This is a genomic window from Litorilinea aerophila (assembly GCF_006569185.2).
GTDB lineage: Bacteria > Chloroflexota > Anaerolineae > Caldilineales > Caldilineaceae > Litorilinea > Litorilinea aerophila.
In genome coordinates, this window is sequence record NZ_VIGC02000007.1 from 198,289 (window position 1) to 218,122 (window position 19,834).

Consider the following 19,834-nt stretch of genomic DNA (forward strand, 5'->3'; position numbering starts at 1 on the left):
CTGTGGCGTGCTACCTTTTACAGTAGCGTCTTCTATTCGTCTTCTATTCGTCCTGGATGAATACCGACCAGCGCCCTTCCATGCCGTCTTCGGTGACGCCGTAGAAGACCCGCAGGTGGCCGTTCTCCCGCAGGGCCAGGTCGTAGCGCAGCTTGCCCGCCCGCTTTTCACACTTGATCAGGCCAATGTCCCCGTGCCATTTCACCGCCTGGGGGTCCACCGGCCGATCTTCATGACACTGGATGGCATAGTTCCAGAGCTTGCGGGCCCCTTTGCGGGTCACATTCTTGATGATGTGGCCGTTGCGCAGGTCGTGGATGCTGTGGTACTTCTTGCCGTTGCGTTCCACAGTTTCCACAATTTCCACGCCGATTTGGGGCAGATAGAAAGCGTCCTCGCTGGAGGTCTCATCCACACTGGCCGGATCGGAGCCATTGCTGCCGGTGGCGGTGTTGCTGGAACCGTTCTGAGAAGCGGCCGCCTGGTTTCGCTGCTCCTGGCCGCTCCGCTCTCGTCGCTGGTCTCGCCCCTTGCTGCTCCGTTCCCGTTGATCGGCCGAGGATGGGCTGACGGCCTCCCGGATCAGGGCCACGATCTCATCCCGCACGGCCAGGCTGGTTTCCGACTCGTCCCGGACGTAGAACTTGAAGTCGTCCAGGCAATAAGGCCTGTCGGGACCTTTCGGCACCTGGATACGCAGGACCTTGGCGCCCTGGCTCTGCACCACCTCGAACTTGACTTCCAGGGGGGGCGTCAGCCGGGCCTCCAGGGCCTCCTGGATCTGTTGCTGGACTTCCGCGGGTTTGGCCAGGCCACTGGGTTTGCCTTTCCGGGGGCTGGCGCCGATGTAGATGGTGCCGCCCATGGTGTTGGCGAAGGCGCAGATGTCGCTGAGGATGGCGGTGAGTCGGCCACCTCGCTGGCTGGCCGATTCATGGAAACTCTGGACCAGGCTGGGGCCTTCTTCCCGGGCTGCAACGATGGGATCAAACGGGTTGTCCTTGGGGCGGACAGGCCGGGTGCGGTCGAACTGTTTGCTGCGCAGAACGGCCTGCAGGCTCTCGAAGGTGGGCGAATCCAACAGAAACTCGGTCATCCGATCACCGATGCCGAGCCGCTTGGGATTTTTCGGGTCGGCCGTGATCCGGTGAGCGTCGCTGCCCTGGATGCAGTGCATCCGTCGGGGGTACTCGTTCTTGCTCCCGTTGAAGAAGCGGGCCGTCGACCGGTATCGTTTGTCCAGGTCCGTGACCTCCAGGGCATCCAGGTTGGCGTCCTGGGTATAGGCAATCTTGGTCTGGCCCCCAAAGGGAAAATTGCGCATAGCCACGCCGTGGGTGCTGTTGGCATGGGCGGCAATGACCAGCCCGCCGGCCTCTCGGATCACCTTGTACGCCGTCAACACATCCGTGCTTGCGCCGGTCTCGGTACTGCCTTCGTCCAACTTATCGGCCGGCACGTTCAAGGTCAACAGGATGTGTTCCAACTGGCGCACCGATGTCTCCGGCGGGAAAATCCCCAAAATGTGAAACCCGAAGGTGGCCGTAAACTCAAAACCGGGAAGCACCAGGACCTTGTCCGCCAGTTCCCGCCATTCCCGCAGCCGCTCCCGCTCTTCATCCGTCAGCCGATTGGTGGCCTCCAGGCGGGTCAGCCATTCCACCTCACGTCGGATGGCGGCAATGCCGGCCACCGTGTTGTGATCGGTGATGGCTGCGATCTCAATCCCCCGCGCGGCCACCGCGCGCATCCAATCCAGATAGCTGACGTTGGGCTCTTCGTAGTCCCGGGAGGCCGGCGTGTGCAGGTGTAGATCCGCTTTGTACCACCTGCGCTGGGTCTTCGGGGCACTGGAAGCCGGTGCGGCGGTGGAAGGCGTCTGGCGATTGCTATTCGATTTTCGTCTCCTGCTCACAGATTAATCTCATCACTCCTTTTACCTATGGCTTATCTGGAATCCACGTTGGCGTTCAATGCCGGATTCCGTCGAAACCTGTCCGATAGCAACGTTTGTCAACAACTTGACACAATCATTATACCCTGGAAGCATCCAATAATGCAACAAAGGCCGGAGCGGCGGAACCTACCCGGCCCGGCCGGGTGCCGACGATTCGGCGGCCAGGGCAGGCGGCTCCACCGCTTCTGCCGGGACCTCTTCCAGGGCGGCCTGGAGCACCTCATCCACCGTGTCCACCAACACGAAATGAATCCGTTCCCGGACCGTCTCGGGGACGTCGTCCAGGTCTGCTTCGTTGTGTCTGGGCAGGATGACGGTGGTCAGGCCGAAGCGGGCCGCGGCCAGGACCTTCTCTTTGATGCCACCCACCGGCAACACCTTCCCCCGCAGGGTGATTTCACCGGTCATGCCGGTATCTGGCCGGACCCGGCGGCCGGTGAGCAGGCTGGCCAGGGCCGTGGCCATGGTGATACCGGCGCTGGGACCGTCCTTGGGGATGGCGCCGGCGGGAATGTGCAGGTGGATGTCCGACGTCTTGAAGAAGTCGGGATCGATGCCCAGATCCCTGGCCCGGCTGCGCACGTAGCTCAGGGCGGCCTGCGCGCTCTCTTTCATGACCTCGCCCAGCTGTCCGGTGAGGGTGAAGCCCTTCTCTCCGGGGACCCGGGTGGCCTCGAAGAACATGATGTCGCCGCCGGTCATGGTCCAGGCCAACCCCACGGCCACCCCGGGGATCTCCACCCGCTCGGCAATCTCTTCGCCGTGGTAGCGCCGCTTGCCCAGGTAGTGGTAAATATCCGGCGCGTCCACCACGGTGGTTTCCGGCGCGGTGCCGGCCGCGATCTTGGCCGCGATCTTGCGGCAGACCTTGCCGATCTCCCGTTCCATGTTGCGGACGCCGGCTTCCCGGGTGTAGCCCTGGATGATCTCCCGGAGGGCGGCTTCGGTCATGGTGACCTCTTCGGGCCGCAGGCCGTTCTCCCGGATCTGGCGGGGGAGGAGATAGCCCTGGGCGATCTTGACCTTCTCGTCCTCGGTGTAGCTGCTGAGCTGGATGATCTCCATGCGGTCCTGCAGCGGGCCCGGGATGGTGTCCAGCACGTTGGCCGTGGTGATGAACATCACCTGGCTCAGGTCGAAGGGGACATCCAGGTAGTGGTCCCGAAATTCCCGATTCTGTTCGGGGTCCAGCACCTCCAGCAGGGCGCTGCTGGGATCGCCCCGGAAGTCCCGCCCCAGTTTGTCCACCTCATCCAGCATGAAGACCGGGTTCTTGCTTTCCACCCGCCGCAGGCTCTGGATGATGCGGCCCGGCATGGAGCCGATGTAGGTGCGCCGGAAGCCCCGGATCTCCGCCTCGTCCCGGATGCCGCCCAGGGCCAGGCGCACGAACTTGCGATTCATGGCCCGGGCGATGCTGATGCCCAGGCTGGTCTTGCCCACGCCCGGCGGCCCCACGAAGCAGAGGACCACCCCCTCCCGTTCCCGGCGAATGCGGTCGTGGAGATCTTCCTCACCCTCGTCGCTTTTGCGTTCGGCCCGCAGCTTGCGCACGGCCAGAAACTCCAGGATGCGTTCCTTGATCTCATCCAGGCCGTAGTGATCCTCGTCCAGCACCTTGCGGGCATGTTCGATGTCCAGGTTGTCCGGCGTGGTCTTCTGCCAGGGCAGGCTGACCATCAGGTCCAGATAGGTTTTGATGACGCTGTATTCGGCTGCCTGGATGGGCATGCGCCGCATGCGGTCCAGCTCTCGGCGGGCCTCTTTCTCCGCCTCTTCGGGCATTTGGGCGGCTGCGATGCGTTCTTCCAGCTCCCGGATGTCGGCCGACTGTTCGTCATCCTCGCCCAGCTCCTTCTGAATGGCCTTGAGCTGCTCCCGGAGGAAGAAGTCTCGCTGCATGCGTTCCATCTCGCCCTGGGCCTCGGACTGGATTTTGCGGCCCAGCTCCAGCACCTCGATCTCCTTGTTCAGGAGTTGGGTGAGGCGGAGCAGCTTCTCGTAGACGCTGTCCATTTCCAGGAGTTTTTGGGCTTCCTCCACATCGAGCCGCAGGCTGCTGGCCACCAGATAGGCGAGCTGGCGGGCATTTTCGACGTTCATGGCCATGACGGCCAATTCGTCGGGCATCTGGGGTTCCAGATCGATGAGGCGACGGAAGAGATCCTGGACGGCGCGCATGAGCGCCTCCATCTTGATGTCGTCCTCGATGATTTCAGGCAACACCTCAACCCGGGCCCGCAGGTAGGGCTGCTCCTGGACATATTCCACCACCCGAATCCGCTCCATGCCCTGGACCAGCAGGCGGATGGTGCCGTCCGGTGTGCGCAGGACCCGATGGACCTGGGCGGCGGTACCGATGGTGTGGATCTGCTCTGGGGAAGGCCGCTCGATGTTCTCGTCCTTGCTGGTGACCAGGGCGATCATCCGGTTTTCGGGCAGGTTGTCTTCTACCAGGCGGATGCTGCGACGCTGGCCGATGGGCAAGGGGAGCCACATCATGGGGTAGACCACGACCCCCCGCAAGGGAAGGACGGGGAGATCGTCGGTGGAAAGGGGTTCAGCCTTTTCCACTTCGAAGTTGTAGCGTTTGCTGAACTCTTCCGATTCGTATAGGACCTGGTCTTCGTCGTCTTCGTCCCAATCTTCCAGGCCAAAATCCATAAAGTCGTTTACCATGTGTCTTTCATTCCGTGTCCAGGCTCAATGGACACCACCTTTTCTCCTCAGGATAGTCTGGCGTAAATACCACGGCAGAAATTCGGCGGCACGACCTTTGGCACGACCTCTAGCAGCGACCTCTGGTAGCGACCATCGGCGAATTTCTGCCGGGATTTTCTGCACGGGCAAGCTATTCTACCACAATTATCCGTTTTTACCTGATGAAATCTGTAAGGATCGCCGCCGTATAGGATGGCAGGTTGAAACCTTGCTGGAGATTTACGAGGTGGAGCCAAAATATTTTTGCCGCATCCGTTTCAGGAAGTCGATGGAGGCGCGCATCTCGTCCATACCGTTCATGCCGTCCTCGATGCTCACCCAGCCCTGGTAGCCCACGCCGGCCAGGATGGAAAAGATGGCGTCATAGTCGTTGAGCCCCTGGCCCGTCACCCCATGGCGCAGGTTGGGGGAATAGCCCAGGGTGCCATCGCTCTGGCGCAGCTCCTCCAGGGTCGTCCCTTCGGCCAGGTAGCGGTCGCTGGCGTGCATGCTCACCACCCGGTCCGCCACCCGGCGCAACAGCTCGATGGGATCATCGCCGGCCACGATGGCGTTGGAGGGGTCATACTGGACGCCGAAGTAGGTGCGTTCCGGGATGGCTTCCAGCAGGCGCAGGAAGACATCCTGTTTTTGGGCGAACTCCGGATACTGCCAGTAGCCATCCTTGTAGTGGTTTTCCAACCCCAGGACAATTTCGTACTCCCGGGCCACCGGCAGCAGCTCCTGGATGGCGGATACCACCCATTCCAGCCCCTGTTCCACGGAGACTTCCGGGTAGCGCTGGCCACTCAGGACCCGGCAGACGGCGCCCGGGCCGCCCAGGCGCCGGGTGATCCGGATCATCTCGGCCTCCTTCTCCACCTCCCGGCGTCGATAGTCTGGATCCGGGTTGGTGAAGTCGGGCGAACAGCACATCATGGGCATGGCGAAGCCGGCTTTATCCAGGGCCTCGCCGATGGAGTCGATGTAGGCGTCATCCAGGCTGGTCAAGAAGCCCACGTACATCTCCAGGCCTTCGGCGTCCAGATCTTTGGCCATCTCGATCCAGTCGAAGACGCTCATGGTACGGTGGATCGAAATGTCGTCCAGGTAGCATTTGGGGAAGGCCGCGATTTTCATCATCTGGGTTCCTGTGAAATGTTTCGGTTGGGGCCGGTGTTACGGCTCCAGGATCACCTTGATGAGGTCGGAGCGGCCGGTGGCCAGATCGTGGATGATCTGGGGGCCTTCTGCCAGGGGGGCGACCCGTTCGATCAGGGGTTCCACGTTGACCCGGCCACTGGCGATGGCCTGGATGGCTCGGGGAAACTCTTTGTTGAAGCCGTAGGTGCCCCGTACGGTGAGCTCCCGGGTGACGACTTCCTGCATGTTGAGCTCGATCATCTGGGCGCTGTTGCCGATCCAGGTCACGTGGCCGCCGGTGCGGGTGATGGCCAGGGCCTGCTGGACGGTGGGGGCGTAGCCCACGGCCTCGAAGGCCACATCGGCGCCCAGGCCGTCGGTGGCCTCCCGCACGGCCGCCACGGGATCCTGTTGATCCACATGGATGGCCAGGTCAGCGCCCAGCTCTTCGGCCATTTCCAGGCGGTGGGGGCTCTTATCGGTGACGATCACTGTGCCGGCTCCCTTCAGTCGGGCAGCCAGCAGGGTGAGGAGGCCGATGGTGCCTGCGCCCACGATGGCCACCGTCCCCATCAGGGGGATGGGGGTGATCTCTACCGCGTGCATGGCCACGGAGAGGGGCTCTACCATGGCGGCGTGGCGCCAGCTCATGCCTGCTGGCTTGGGGTAGACCATGGATTCTTTGACCACCAGTTGATCGGCGTAGGCGCCGGCGATGTCCACCCCCAGGACGTGGCGGTTGGTGCAGATGTTGGTCAGGCCGGCCTGGCAGTTGGGGCAGTGGCCGCAGGCCTGGATGGGGGAGACGATCACCGCATCGCCCGGGGCGACCCGTTGCACGGCCTTGCCCACGGCGACCACCTGGCCACTGAACTCATGGCCCATGATCATGGGCGGCTTACGGCGGCCGGTCTTGCCGATGTAGCCGTGGACATCGGAGCCGCAGATGCCCACGCTGCGGACCTGGATCAGGATGTCGTCGTCGCCGACCGTAGGGGCGGGGACCTCCTCCAGGGTCATGGTCATGGGGCCTTGATAAACGAGCGCTTTCATATTAGGATGTCCTTGGATGGGTCGTATCGGAATTGGCCGGCTTCTGCCGGAGTCGGGAAGTGGGCAGACGATTGATAGCAGAATGGAACCGAATCTGCAAAGATGGTATGCCAGGCACAGTATAGGATCGGGGTCGCGCTTTGTCAAAATGGTGTTGGTTGGCCTGTTGGGTTTCCCCTTCTGAGTTGCTCCAATCTGGTTTGCACCACCGCACTTTTTCGCCTGGATTCCTGGACCGCGGTACAATAATTTCGCTTCACCGTCCAATCAACCATCTGACCGGCAAAACCGCTACTGCACCGGGGTTCACGTCGTCGCCGGAATTCACCAACCGACACCAAACTGTACCGATACCAGCGCAATAAAGGGGTCACCTATGATTCAAATTGCCGAAGTCCTCCCACCTTACCCCTCCCCCCTGTGGAACATGGTCAAACAGTGCGGCGTCACCCACGTGGTCGGTACCATGGATTTCCGGCCAGGTTGGGAAAATACCCGCAACCGGGATGAGCTGCCCTGGGGCTATCAGTCCCTGGTGCGCATGAAGACCGCCTACGAAGATGCTGGCTTTGAACTGGCCGTCATCGAGAGCCGTCCGCCGCTCAACAAAGCCAAGCTGGGCCTGCCCGGCCGCGATGAAGAGATCGAGGCCGCCTGCGACCTGATCCGCAACATGGGTGCCCTGGGTATCCCCGTCTGGTGCTACGAGTGGATGGCCGTCTTCAACTGGATGCGCACCTCCACCACCGTACCTGCCCGAGGCGGTGCCATGGCCACCGGCTACAACCACCAGTACATGCGCAACGCCCCCCTGACCGAGTACGGCGAGGTCACCGAAGAGCGCCTCTGGGAAAACCTCAAGTACTTCCTGGAACGGGTCGTGCCGGTGGCCGAAAAGGCCGGCGTCAAACTGGCCATGCACCCGGACGATCCGCCCCTGTCGCCCATCCGCGGCATCGGCCGCATCATGCGCAGCGTGGAGAACTTCCAGCGCCTGCTGGATCTGGTGCCCAGCGAGGTGAACGGCATCTGCCTCTGCCAGGGCAACTTCACCCTTATGACCGACGACCTGCCCTCGGTCATCCGCCATTTCGGCAAGCAGGGGAAGATCTTCTTCGTCCACTTCCGGGATGTGCGGGGCACGCCCGAGAACTTCGTGGAGACCTTCCACGACGAAGGCAAGACCGACATGCTGGCCTGCATGCGGGCCTACAAGGAGATCGGCTTCGACGGCGTCCTGCGCCCCGACCACGTCCCCACCATGGAGGGGGACAGCAACGACCGGCCCGGCTACTCATCCATCGGCCGCCTCTTTGCCATCGGCTACATCAAAGGGCTCCGGGAAGCCGTCTACGCGGAATAGGCAACCCCGGCTCCCCTACACCCCCCCAGAGAGGACCAACCACCATGCCCAAAATCACCTTCATCGGCGCGGGAAGCCTGGGCTTTACCCGCAAGCTGGTTCGAGATATCCTGACCTTTCCCCGGCTCCAGGACGCCACCATCTCCCTGATGGACATCGACCCGGAGCGTCTGGACTTTGCACGCCGGGCCGTGGAGCGCATCGTGGAACTGGGCAACTACCCGGCCCGGGTGGAAGCCACCCTGGACCGGGCCGAAGCCCTGGACGGCGCCGATTACGTCATGGTCACCATCCTGGCTGGCGGCGTGGACATCTGGCGCCACGACATCGAGATCCCCAAAAAGTACGGCGTGGACACCAACATCGGCGACACCCGGGGCCCCTCGGGCATCTTTCGGGCTTTGCGCACCATCCCTGTCATGCTGGAGATCGCCCGGGACATGGAACGCTATTGCCCCCACGCCACCATGCTCAACTACACCAACCCCATGGCCATGCTCTGCCGGGCCCTGCAACGGGAAACCCGCATCCAGCTCACCGGTCTCTGCCACAGCGTCCAGGGGACGGCTGCCATGCTGGCCCGCTGGATCGGCGCTCCCATGGAGGAGATCACCTACACCTGTGCCGGGATCAATCACATGGCCTGGTACCTTCGCTACGAGTGGAACGGTCAGGACGCCTACCCCCTGATCCGCAAGGCCGTGACGGAGCGGCCCGAGGTCTACAACGAGGAAATCGTCCGCAACGAGATGTTCCTGGCCCTGGACTACTACGTGACCGAGTCCAGCGGCCACAATTCCGAGTACAACTGGTGGTTCCGCAAGCGGCCCGACCTCATCGAAAAATACTGCACCCACGGCACCGGCTGGAACCCGGGTGAATACGCTTATGTGGTGAAGCGCTACCAGGAGCGGGAACAGACCTGGCGGGAAGAGGCCAAAAAATGGTTTGCCGCAGAGACCCCCATCGACCTCCAACGGGGCCACGAGTACGCGGCCTACATCGTGAATGCCCTGGAGGGCGGCGAACCCTTCCAGTTCAACGGCAACGTGGCCAACAAGGGCCTGGTCACTAACCTGCCCGAAGACGCCTGCGTGGAAGTGCCCGTCTGGGCCAGCCGCAACGGCCTGGAGGCCGTGCGGGTGGGCCCCTTGCCGCCCCAGTGCGCCATGCTCACCAACCTCAGCGCCCAGATCGAAGAGATGGCAGTGGAGGGCGCCCTCACCGGCAACCCCAGGCTGGTCTACCAGGCCATCGCCCACGACCCCCTGACGGCCGCCGTCCTCTCCCTGGCCGAGATCCGCCAGATGGTCAACGAGATGTTCGAGCAGAACCGGGACTACCTGCCCCAGTTCAAACATTTCAAGGTTTAAACAGGGATCTGAAGGAGTGAATTCCGAATGCCCAAAATTACCTTCATCGGTGCTGGCAGCACCGTTTTCGCCAAAAACCTCATGGGGGACATCCTCAGCTACCCAGAGCTGGCCGACGCCACCATCAGCCTGCACGACATCGACCCGGAGCGTCTGCGCACCTCCGAGATCGTGGCCCACAAGGTGGCCGAAGCCCTGGACGCCCACCCCACCATCCAGGCGACCACCGACCGCCGGGCCGCGCTGGACGGCGCCGACTACGCCATCTCCATGATCCAGGTGGGCGGCTACAAGCCCTGTACCGTGACGGACTTTGAAATCCCTAAAAAATACGGCCTGCGCCAGACCATCGCCGACACCCTGGGTATCGGCGGCATTATGCGGGGGCTGCGCACCATCCCCGTGCTCCTGGACATGTGCCGGGACATGGAAGAGCTCTGTCCAGACGTGACCTTCCTCCAATACGTCAACCCCATGGCCATGAACTGCTGGGCCATCAGCCGGGCCACCAAGATCAAGACCGTGGGCCTCTGCCACAGCGTCCAGGGCACCGCGGCCCAACTGGCCCGGGACATCGGCGTGCCGGTGGAGGAGATCAACTACGTCTGCGCCGGCATCAACCACATGGCCTTCTACCTGCGCTTCGAACGCAAGACCGAGGACGGCGTGGAAGATCTCTATCCTCGCATCCGCCAGGTGTTGGAGGAAGGCCGGGCGCCGGCGTGGAACCTGGTGCGCTACGAGGTCTTCCGTCGGCTGGGCTACTTCGTCACCGAATCCAGCGAACATTTCGCCGAGTATGTGCCCTGGTTCATCAAACGAGACCGGCCCGACCTGATCGAGAAGTTCAACATCCCGCTGGATGAGTACATCCGCCGCTGTGAAGTCCAGATTGCCAGCTGGGAGCGGATGCGCCAGGATCTGGAGAACCCCGAGACCCGGCTCGAGGTGCGCCGCAGCCACGAGTACGGCTCCGGCATCATCCACAGCATGGAGACCGGCACGCCCCGGGTGATCAACGGCAACGTGCCCAACGACGGCCTCATCCACAACCTGCCGGAAGGCTGCTGCGTGGAGGTGCCCTGCCTGGTGGACAAGAACGGCGTCCAGCCCATCTCGGTGGGCAACCTGCCGCCCCACCTGGCCGCGCTGATGCAGACCAACATCAACGTCCAGGCCCTCACCGTGGAGGCGGCCCTCACCGGCAAGCGGGAACACATCTACCACGCCGCCATGCTGGATCCCCACACCGCGGCCGAGCTGGATCTGGAACAGATCTGGAACCTGGTGGATGACCTGATCGAGGCCCACGGCGATTGGTTGCCGGCCTATCATTGAAGGATGAAAGGAGCTCCATGAAAGTTCTTGTCACCGGAGGCGCCGGCTACATCGGCAGCATCACCGTGGAGCGGCTCATCGAAGCTGGGGATGAGGTGGTCGTCTTCGACAACCTGTACCAGGGCCATCGGGCCGCAGTCCACCCAGACGCCACCTTCGTGGAAGGGGACCTGGCCAACCGGGCCCAGGTGGACGAGGTCATGGCCGCCCACCGGCCCGATGCCATCATGCACTTCGCTTCCCATACCCTGGTGGGCGAGTCCATGGAGAAGCCCTTCCTCTACCTGGGCGACAACGTGACTAACGGCCTCAACCTGCTCCAGAGCGCCCTGGCCCATGGGGTGAAGCGCTTCATCCTCTCCTCCACCGCCAACCTTTTCGACCAGCCGGAGCGCATGCCCATCGCCGAGGACGAGCGTATCGTGCCCGGCAGCCCCTACGGCGAATCCAAGTTCATCCTGGAGCGTATGCTCTACTGGCTGGACCGGACCATGGGATTGCGCTACGCGGCCCTACGCTACTTCAACGCGGCCGGTGCATCCCCCACCCGGGGCGAGGATCACCACCCTGAATACCACCTCATCCCCCTGGTGTTGCAGGTGGCCCAGGGCAAACGGGATAAGATCACTATCTTCGGCGACGACTACCCCACCCGAGACGGTACCTGCGTGCGGGATTACATCCACGTCATGGACCTGGCCGACGCCCACATCCTGGCCATGCGGGCCCTGGACCAGGGCAGCCGGACCTACAACCTGGGCAACGGTGCTGGCTTTACGGTGAAGGAGGTCATCCAGGTGGCGCGGGAGGTAACGGGTCACCCCATCCCGGCGGAGGTGGGCCCCCGTCGGCCCGGCGATCCAGCTGTCCTGATCGCCAGCAGCGACAAGATCCGCCGGGAACTGGGCTGGCAGCCCCGCTATCCCGACCTGCGGGACATCATCGCCAGCGCCTGGCAGTGGCACCAGGCCCATCCCAACGGCTATGGCGACCGGCCCAGTTGAGCCACCCACAAACCAATAAAAAACCCGGGGGATCCGTCGGATCCCCCGGGTTGATAATGATGGCAGTGAATGAAACGGTGGGGAAAGGGAGGCGCTGGCCACCCTTACCTGCGGCAGGCCAGGGGCGAAAAGGTCAGTCGGGCTTCACCGCTGTTGCATTTTGTCCCGACCGATGCGGTCGAGGACAGCCGTGCAGCCGATGCAGAAGGCGGCAAAGGCCGGCAGCAGCGGATCTGCCGACATGCCTGTGACCTCCAGGCCCATGAAGCTGAGGAGAATGGCGACGCCAAGTCCCAGCATCGCATTACTGACCGCATGTTTTTTGACCATTTTTCTGACCACCTGATAAGACTCCACGCTATCCAAACCGGCTCCCATTCCAGTCATGAGGACGGGTCGCCGTGCACTCCGAGGGTACCAGGGCCCTTTTCAGGCCCAACTATGGGCGCATTATAGGGAATTGTCTGCAAGTTCACAAGCGCACGCGTGGGAAAATGGACAGGCAATGGACCAGTTTCAGACCGATCATCTGTGTTTCGTAGGGGAATCGTAGGTTTGATCGGGTTTTTGAGGTGGTGCATTGGTAGATGGGAGTAGGTAGACGGTAGTCAGTGGTCGGGAGAGTTCCTGGTGGCTCCAGGGTGAGAAGCGTTTTGGGGTAAAGTAAAATCGACGCGGGAACAAAAAAACGCCTGCCTAAGGTTGGGGAGGCCGACCAGGCAGGCGTGTGAGGGTATAAGTGTTTGAGGTAGCTTGACGCTCTCGTGTAAGATTTTACCATTTGGGGGTCGCCACGTCAATACCCAATTTTTTCGATTTGGATACAAAGAATGCACCATCCATGGAACGATGAACACGGAAGGGTAGGTCCGGTCTCCTGGCCGGACATCCGCACCAGGCGTGACGGGAACCCATGTCACTCTAACCGAATTCTGCAAAGAAAGTGACAAGAGCAACGAAGGGAGCCATCGATTCATGAAAGCAGACCTCGACCGCCTGATGGAGGAACGGAACCTGGATGGCCTGATGGTCCTGGGTGACTCCACAGGCAATAAGGTGCTCAACTATTTGACGGGCGGTGCCCACCTGGAACGGGCCCTGGTGGTGAAGCGACGGCAGGGCCCCCTGACCCTCCTCCACGGCAGTATGGAGCGGGACACGGCAGCCCGCACAGGCCTGCATCTGGTGGACCGGGACGCGACCTACAACATGTATCGGCTGCTGGAGAAACACCAGGGGAATCGGCTGGCTGCCATGGTGGACTTTCTCTACCAGGTGATGCAAGACCAGGGGCTGGCGGGCCGTATCGGCGTCTATGGAACCATGGACGCCGGCGCTGCCTTTGTGCTCCTCCGCCAGCTCCAGGCCATCGCGCCAGAGCTGGAGATCGTCGGCGAATACGAGGACTCCCTCTTCGCCCTGGCCCGGGAAACCAAGGATGAGTGGGAGCTGGACCAGCTCCGGGAGGCCGGGCGCCTCACCTGCCTGATCATGGGGGAAACCCAGGAGTTCATCCAGGGACACCAGGCCCGGAATGGCGTGGTGCAGAACCGGGACGGCGAGCCGCTCACCATCGGCGCGGTCAAAGCCTTCATCCGTAGCCGCCTGGCCTTCCATGGCCTGCGGGAAGATCATGAAACCATCTTCAGCCAGGGCCGGGATGCCGGGGTCCCCCACAACAGCGGCGACCCGGCCGCGCCCCTCCGCCTGGGTCAGAGCATCGTCTTCGATTTCTTCCCCGTGACTGCCAGCGGCTACTTCCACGACATCACCCGCACCTGGAGTTTGGGCTACGCCACCGACGAGGTCTGGGAAGCCTGGGCGCAGTGCAAGGAGATCTTCGACCGGGTGATGGCTTCCCTGGCGGTAGGGCAGCCCTGCCGCGAGCCCCAGCTCATGACTTGCGACTATTTCGAGGCCAAGGGACATCCCACTGTGCGTAGCCAACCGGGCACCCGGGAAGGCTACGTTCACAGCCTGGGCCACGGCATCGGCCTGGATATCCACGAGGAGCCCCGCCTGAGCCACGTGGTCGGCAATGATACCGTCTTCCAGCCCGGCCACGTCTTCAGCGTGGAGCCGGGGCTATACTACCCGGAACGGGGCTTCGGCGTGCGCATCGAGGATTCGGTGGCCTTCAACCAGGCGGGCGAACTGGAATACCTGTCCAACTACCCCTACGACCTGGTCATCCCCATTCCCGGCGCCTGAGGCAGGGCTACTCCGCCACCCCTTCCCGCCGCCGAACGTCATCAGCGAGCCGCTGCCGTTCGTAGGCGATGACATCATCCAGGATCTGGTGCAGGTCGCGGGTGGGCTGCCAGCCGATGGCCCGCTGGAGCTTGGCGGTGTCCGGTACCCGCCGTCGCATGTCCTCGAAGCCCGGTGCGTACGCCTGGCTGTAGGGGATGAAGTGGATGGGGGAGTTGCTGCCGCTTCGCTCTCGGACCAGCCCGGCCAGCTCCCGGATGGAGACCTCCTGGCTGCTGCCGATGTTGTAGATTTCACCGGCGGTCAGTTCCGGCCGATCCAGCAGGGCCGTCAGGGCCCGTACCGTATCCGCCACGTGGCAGAAGCAGCGGGTCTGGTTTCCGTCGCCGTAGACGGTGATGGGCTCTTCCAGCAGCGCCTGCCGAACGAAGCGGGGGATCACCATGCCGTAGCGTCCGGTCTGGCCCGGGCCCACGGTGTTGAAGAAGCGGGCGATGGTGACCGGCAAGTCGTATTCTCGATAGGCCGCCAGCCCCAGGAATTCGTCCAGCAGCTTGCTGGCCGCATAGCACCAGCGGCTGTGGCTGGATGGCCCCAGCAGGAGGTCGTCGTCCTCCCGAAAGGGGATGTGTACCCCTTTGCCGTACACTTCACTGGTGCTGGCGATGAGGGTGCGGCAGCGGTACCGTCGGGCGGCGCGGAGTACCGCGTGGGTGCCCAGCACATTGGTTTCAATGGTTTCGGTGGGGCGCTCTACCACCAGTTGCACACCCACTGCCGCCGCCAGATGGACGATGGCGTCCGCCTGGCTGGCCAGCCGATCCAACACCAGCGCGTTGCTGAGGTCGTCGATGGCGAAGGCAAAGCGCGGGTGCTTCTCGAAGGGGCGGATGTTCTCGAACGAGCCTGTGCTTAGATTGTCCAGGACCGAGACGGTATCTCCCCGCTCCAGCAGGGCCCGGACCAGGTGGCTGCCGATGAAGCCGGCCCCGCCAGTGACCAGTACGTGCATGGCGGCTCCTTTTCTGGAATGATGATCAGTTCTCTGTGCCCTCTATGGCAAACCATTATACCAGCTTCCTCCCGGTGGCCTCGAAGCGGGGAGATACCCGCAGGGGCCGAGGGGTTTGACGCTTGCTGCGCGGCAACGGTACAATGGCACCACCATGAGCGAGGAACAGTACTTGAATTTCAACCTGCGCATCGAAGAGACCGACGACGGGTACGTAACCCGGGTGGTGGAATCGCCCGCCGGCGAGGCCGTGATGCCCTTCACCGTCCCCTTTTCCCTGGACCAGTGGCGGCGGCTCCTGGCCAGCCTGGAGGCCCCTCAGGCGCCCGGATCCCAGGCCGCGAAGGGTGTGGAGGAGACCCTGCGCCAGTGGGGAGAGCGACTTTTCCACGCCCTCTTCCAGGATCACGTCCTGGCCTGTTACCGGGCCAGCCGCCATCTGGCCTACCAGTCACGCGCCCACCTGCGCCTGCTGTTGGACACCAACCCGGTGCCCCATCTGGCCTCTCTCCCGTGGGAATTTCTCCTGGATCCCGTCCACGACGAATTTTTGGCCGCCACGCCGGCCATGACCTTTTCCCGCTACACCCACCTGATGCACCGCGTCCCGCCCCTCCAGGTGGAGTGGCCCCTGCGGGTCCTGGTGGTCATCGCCAACCCCAGCAGCTATCCGCCGGTCCACGTGGAGCGGGAATGGCTGGGCCTGGTGGATACCCTGGACTATCTGGCCGCGGAGGGCCGCCTGATCCTGGAGCGGTTGACCCGCCCCACCCTTTTTGAGTTTCAGCGCCGTCTGCGCCAGCGCCGGTATCAGATCGTCCATTTCATCGGCCACAGCCTCTTCAACGAACAGACCGGGGAAGGCCACCTGGTCTTCGAGGATGAGATGGGCCGCAGCCGGCTGGTGAGTGGCCAGCACCTGGGCGCCCTTATGCGCGATCATCAGGACCTGCGCCTGGTGATCTTGCAGGGCAGCCAGGGCACATACGCCACCGGCTACGGCGCCTTTGTCCACGTCGCCCAGAGCCTGGTGCAGCGGGGGATGGCGGCCGTGTTGGCCACCCAGTTTGAATGGCCCCAGGAAGTGGCCCTGGGGTTTCTGGAGCCGTTTTTGTCGGCCGTGGCGGGCTGCCGGCCCGTGGATGAGGCCGTCGCAGCGGCCCGGATGGCCCTGGGGGGCGATTCTACGCTGGCCTGGGGGGCACCTATCCTCTGGATGCGTACGCCAGACGGGGTGCTGCTGAGCGACGGCCCCCTTCCGGCCCAGCCTGTGCCGGCCGAACTGAATCAGCGGGTGGCCTTCCGGCTGAACAGCCTGCGCATCCGCACGGCAACCCGGGAGACCATTGCCCGTTGGGCTTCGGAGCCTCCTGGGTAAACGAGTTGGGTAAACGAGCACGTTGAGTTTTCTCTGAGCTCTCTCTGGACTTCCGCTGCATCCTCTGCGTCTCCGCGGTGAAAAATTTTTTGCAGGGGAGTCATCTGTGCAATCTGTGACTAAAAAAGAAAGAAGGACAGAACCATGCCCCAAGCCAATATCGGACTCATCGGCCTGGCCGTGATGGGCCAGAACCTGGTGCTGAACATGGAGCGCAACGGCTATACCGTAGCCGTCTACAACCGGACCACCTCGACCATGGAAAAGTTTGTGGCCGAGCATCCGGGCAAGAAGCTGGTGCCGGCGACCACCCTGGAAGAGCTGGTCCAGAGCCTGGAACGCCCCCGCAAGATCCTGATCATGGTCAAGGCCGGGCCGGCGGTGGATGCCGTCATCCAGGGGTTGGTGCCCCTGTTGGAGCCGGGCGACCTGATCATGGACGGCGGCAACAGCTTCTACCGGGATACGGAGCGCCGCAGCAAAGAGCTGGCCGCCCAGAACCTGAACTTCATGGGGGTGGGCATCAGCGGCGGCGAGGAAGGTGCCCTCTGGGGGCCCAGCATCATGCCCGGCGGCCCCCGGGAAACGTGGGAGATGGTGCGGGATCTGCTGGAGGCCATCGCCGCCAAGGCCCCCGAGGACGGCAAACCCTGCGTGGCCTACCTGGGGCCCCGGGGTGCGGGCCACTACGTTAAGATGGTCCACAACGGCATTGAGTATGGCGACATGCAGCTCATCGCCGAGGCCTACGACATTCTCCAACGGGCCCTGGGCCTTGAGGCTGCCGAGTTGGCTGAGATCTTCGACCAGTGGAACCAGGGCGAGCTGGACAGCTTCCTGATCGAGATCACGGCCAAGATCTTCCGACGCATCGACGAGGAGACGGGCCGCCCCCTGGTGGATCTGGTGTTGGACAAGGCCGCCCAGAAGGGCACCGGCAAGTGGACCAGCCAGGATGCCTTCGACATCGGCGCACCCATTCCCACCATCAACAGCGCGGTGGTGGCCCGGATCATCTCCAGCCTGAAGGAGGAACGGGTGGCTGCCTCCAAGGTGTTGCCCGGCCCGGCCCAAACCCGCTACGAAGGCGACAAGCAGGCGCTGATCGACGCCGTGCGCCAGGCCCTCTACGCCAGCAAGATCAGCGCCTACGCCCAGGGTATGGCCCTGCTGCGCATGGCCAGCGCCGAGTACGACTATGGCCTCAACCTGGCCGAAATCGCCGCCATTTGGCGGGCCGGCTGCATCATCCGGGCCCGCTTTCTCAACCGCATCACCCAGGCCTTCAACCGCAAGCCGGATCTGGCCAACCTGTTGCTGGACGAAGAGCTGGGCAAGGCCGTGGCCGAAAGCCTGCCCGCCTGGCGGCACGTGGTCCAGACCGCGGTGGGCCTGGGGATTCCGGTGCCGGCCTTCAGTGCCAGCCTGGCCTACTACGACAGCTATCGCAGCGAACGGCTGCCTGCCAACCTGATCCAGGCCCAGCGGGACTTCTTCGGCGCCCACACTTACGAACGGGTGGATCGGGAAGGCATCTTCCATTCCAACTGGGAACCTGCATGAGCCATCGGTTCAATTCCTGGACCCTTGTTTTTTTCCTGGTGTTGGTGTTGGGGACCGGCTGGCTTTGGGCCAGCCAGGTCCCCGCCAATGCCTTGCCCCAGGCCCGGCCAGCGGAACCCGCTGTGGGACATCCCGCGCCGCCGCTGGTCCTGCCCACCCTGGATGGCTCCACCTTCGACCTGGAGCGCCTGCGGGGAACGCCTGTGGTCCTGAACTTCTGGGCCACCTGGTGTGGGCCATGCCAGCGGGAACTGCCCGCGCTTCAGGCCGCGGCGGAACGCTATGAAGGCCTGGTGGTCTTTGCCGGCGTAGACCAGGGCGAAGAGCCCGAAGTCGTTCGCCCGTATGTGGAACAGATGGGCCTGACCTTTGTCATCCCCATGGACAGGGATCACGAGGCGGCCCACCGCTACAACGTGATGGGCCTGCCTACCACCTTCTTCATCGATCAATACGGGGTGATCCGCCACATCTGGACCGGAGAGATGAACAGCATCATCCTGGCCGAGGCCGTCGCCCAGATTTTGCCCTGACAGCCTGGCACCTGTTGGCAGGCACTACCCCTCTCCTGGCCGTCCACCCCTTTCTTCCAGGCCCAGGGGCGCCAGTAAATCCCGGCAGAAATTCGCCGATGGTTTCCACTAGAGGGAGTGCCGCTTAATTTCTGCCGCGGTATTTACGCCAGACTGTACCAGGTAAAAGATCAACACCCACACCAGCATCAGGTCCGGCAGCGCGTAGCTGGCGTCGATGAGGCCGTGGGCGAGCCCGGCCGCCACGGCCGCCAGCAGCCCTGTCGCCAGGGCCTTCGTTTCCCCCCCGGCCGACCGCGCCCGCAAGCTCCGCCAGAGTCCCGCAACGCCCACCCCGAAATAGCCCAGCGCCAGCGCCAGCCCCGGGAGCCCCAGCCGGGTCCACCAGTCCAGGATCCAGTTGTGGGGATGGTTGAGGTCGGGCTCCTGCCAGGCGGTGGGCAGCAGGTATTGGCTGCGGTAGCTGTAGAGGAAGTTGTCCGGACCCACCCCCAGCAGCGGATGATCCAGGGCCATCTGCCAGGCACTGCGCCAGAGCTGGAGGCGCAGGTAACCGGTGCCCTGGCGGAGATCCAGCAGCCCCTGGAAGCGGGCCGTGTGCAGGAACGGGGTCAGGGCCAGGGCCATGAGCAGACATATGCCAGCCATCCATGCCAGAATCCGTCGTCTCTGGCCTGGAGGCACCCGCTGCCCATAGGCGGCCAGGGCCAGGGTAACCAGGGCCGCCGGCAGGCCCAGGAAGATCGCCCCCTTGCTGAAGGTGAGGAGCAGGGCCGCACCCTGCACGCCGGCCAGGATGGCCCATACGACCCAGAGCCGCCCGCGCCGGGTGAACAGGAGCAGGGCCAGGGTCACAGCCAGGGAGCGCTCCAGGTAAAGGGCCAGGTTGTTGGGGGAGCCGTAGAGGCTGCGGATGCGCTGTACGCCTTCTGCCTGGATGAGCTGGGCATCGGCCACATACTGCCCCAGGCCGATGGCTGCCACCACCGTGCTGCCCGCCAGCCAGGCCACGAGCAGCAGGCGCGCCGAGGTCGGCCAGGTCGGGTCATGGCGGAGCCCCTGCAGGGCCAGGGCGAAGAGGCCGGCCGCCAGGAAGACCGTGCGCCATTCCCGCAGCGCGACGCCGCCATGGGCTGCGGCAACCGCGCTGACCAACGCCCAGCTGACCAGGGCGGCCAGCAGCCACTGCTGCCGGCGTTGCCACGG

Annotated in this window: 15 protein-coding genes; 8 read left to right on the forward strand and 7 right to left on the reverse strand. The window is 63.5% G+C overall.

Annotated features, from left to right (window positions below; genetic code table 11):
* Window positions 1-43 precede the first annotated feature (43 nt).
* The 4 genes from FKZ61_RS24245 to FKZ61_RS07220 form a co-directional block, all read right to left on the reverse strand.
* Window positions 44-1,324, reverse strand: coding sequence for an AlbA family DNA-binding domain-containing protein (locus tag FKZ61_RS24245; RefSeq protein WP_407659873.1), 1,281 nt, complete (start codon window positions 1,322-1,324; stop codon window positions 44-46).
* Window positions 1,325-2,083: 759 nt separating this feature from the next.
* The gene (gene lon / locus FKZ61_RS07210) at window positions 2,084-4,636 is read right to left on the reverse strand and encodes an endopeptidase La (RefSeq protein ID WP_229964174.1); all 2,553 of its coding nucleotides are present in this window, start codon (window positions 4,634-4,636) and stop codon (window positions 2,084-2,086) included.
* A gap of 261 nt (window positions 4,637-4,897) precedes the next feature.
* Window positions 4,898-5,800, reverse strand: a complete 903-nt coding sequence (locus FKZ61_RS07215; protein WP_141609403.1) for a sugar phosphate isomerase/epimerase family protein — start codon at window positions 5,798-5,800, stop codon at window positions 4,898-4,900.
* A gap of 36 nt (window positions 5,801-5,836) precedes the next feature.
* Entirely contained in the window at window positions 5,837-6,853 is a 1,017-nt protein-coding gene (locus FKZ61_RS07220; RefSeq protein ID WP_141609404.1) for a zinc-dependent alcohol dehydrogenase, read from the reverse strand.
* A gap of 376 nt (window positions 6,854-7,229) precedes the next feature.
* Between FKZ61_RS07220 and FKZ61_RS07225 the strand changes: the two genes are divergently transcribed.
* Genes FKZ61_RS07225 through galE form a run of 4 tightly spaced genes read left to right on the forward strand, consistent with a single transcriptional unit; the run spans window position 7,230 to window position 11,931 of the window.
* Window positions 7,230-8,216: a mannonate dehydratase gene (locus tag FKZ61_RS07225; protein WP_141609405.1), complete on the forward strand. Its 987-nt coding sequence runs from the start codon at window positions 7,230-7,232 to the stop codon at window positions 8,214-8,216.
* Between the two features lie 44 nt (window positions 8,217-8,260).
* On the forward strand, window positions 8,261-9,589 hold the full coding sequence (gene melA, locus FKZ61_RS07230; RefSeq protein WP_141609406.1) for an alpha-galactosidase: 1,329 nt from the start codon (window positions 8,261-8,263) through the stop codon (window positions 9,587-9,589).
* 27 nt (window positions 9,590-9,616) lie between these two features.
* The gene (melA, locus tag FKZ61_RS07235) at window positions 9,617-10,927 is read left to right on the forward strand and encodes an alpha-glucosidase/alpha-galactosidase (protein ID WP_141609407.1); all 1,311 of its coding nucleotides are present in this window, start codon (window positions 9,617-9,619) and stop codon (window positions 10,925-10,927) included.
* Window positions 10,928-10,944: 17 nt separating this feature from the next.
* On the forward strand, window positions 10,945-11,931 hold the full coding sequence (galE, locus tag FKZ61_RS07240) for a UDP-glucose 4-epimerase GalE (protein WP_141609408.1): 987 nt from the start codon (window positions 10,945-10,947) through the stop codon (window positions 11,929-11,931).
* Window positions 11,932-12,075: 144 nt separating this feature from the next.
* On the opposite strand, the gene FKZ61_RS07245 is transcribed toward galE, so the two are convergent.
* Window positions 12,076-12,297, reverse strand: a complete 222-nt coding sequence (locus tag FKZ61_RS07245; protein WP_141609409.1) for a hypothetical protein — start codon at window positions 12,295-12,297, stop codon at window positions 12,076-12,078.
* Between the two features lie 609 nt (window positions 12,298-12,906).
* Here FKZ61_RS07245 and FKZ61_RS07250 point away from each other — a divergent pair.
* Window positions 12,907-14,142, forward strand: coding sequence for a M24 family metallopeptidase (locus FKZ61_RS07250; protein WP_141609410.1), 1,236 nt, complete (start codon window positions 12,907-12,909; stop codon window positions 14,140-14,142).
* Between the two features lie 7 nt (window positions 14,143-14,149).
* Here FKZ61_RS07250 and FKZ61_RS07255 read toward each other — a convergent pair whose 3' ends face one another.
* Window positions 14,150-15,154 carry an NAD-dependent epimerase/dehydratase family protein gene (locus FKZ61_RS07255; protein WP_141609411.1) on the reverse strand — a complete coding sequence of 335 codons (1,005 nt, stop codon included), beginning with the start codon at window positions 15,152-15,154 and terminating at the stop codon, window positions 14,150-14,152.
* A 115-nt stretch (window positions 15,155-15,269) separates the two neighbouring features.
* On the opposite strand from FKZ61_RS07255, the gene FKZ61_RS07260 reads away from it, so the two are divergent.
* From FKZ61_RS07260 to FKZ61_RS07270, 3 genes are all read left to right on the forward strand, one after another.
* A complete protein-coding gene (locus tag FKZ61_RS07260; RefSeq protein WP_229964175.1) occupies window positions 15,270-16,532 on the forward strand; it encodes a CHAT domain-containing protein in 1,263 nt (420 codons plus the stop codon).
* Window positions 16,533-16,676: 144 nt separating this feature from the next.
* A complete protein-coding gene (gene gndA, locus FKZ61_RS07265; RefSeq protein ID WP_141609413.1) occupies window positions 16,677-18,095 on the forward strand; it encodes an NADP-dependent phosphogluconate dehydrogenase in 1,419 nt (472 codons plus the stop codon).
* The gene (locus tag FKZ61_RS07270; protein ID WP_141609414.1) at window positions 18,092-18,628 is read left to right on the forward strand and encodes a TlpA family protein disulfide reductase; all 537 of its coding nucleotides are present in this window, start codon (window positions 18,092-18,094) and stop codon (window positions 18,626-18,628) included. Before gndA ends, FKZ61_RS07270 begins: the two co-directional genes overlap by 4 nt.
* 108 nt (window positions 18,629-18,736) lie before the next feature.
* Here the strand turns inward: FKZ61_RS07270 and FKZ61_RS07275 are convergent.
* Window positions 18,737-19,834, reverse strand: a 1,098-nt coding sequence (locus FKZ61_RS07275; protein ID WP_141609415.1) for an O-antigen ligase family protein, incomplete at its 5' end; no start/stop codon positions are given.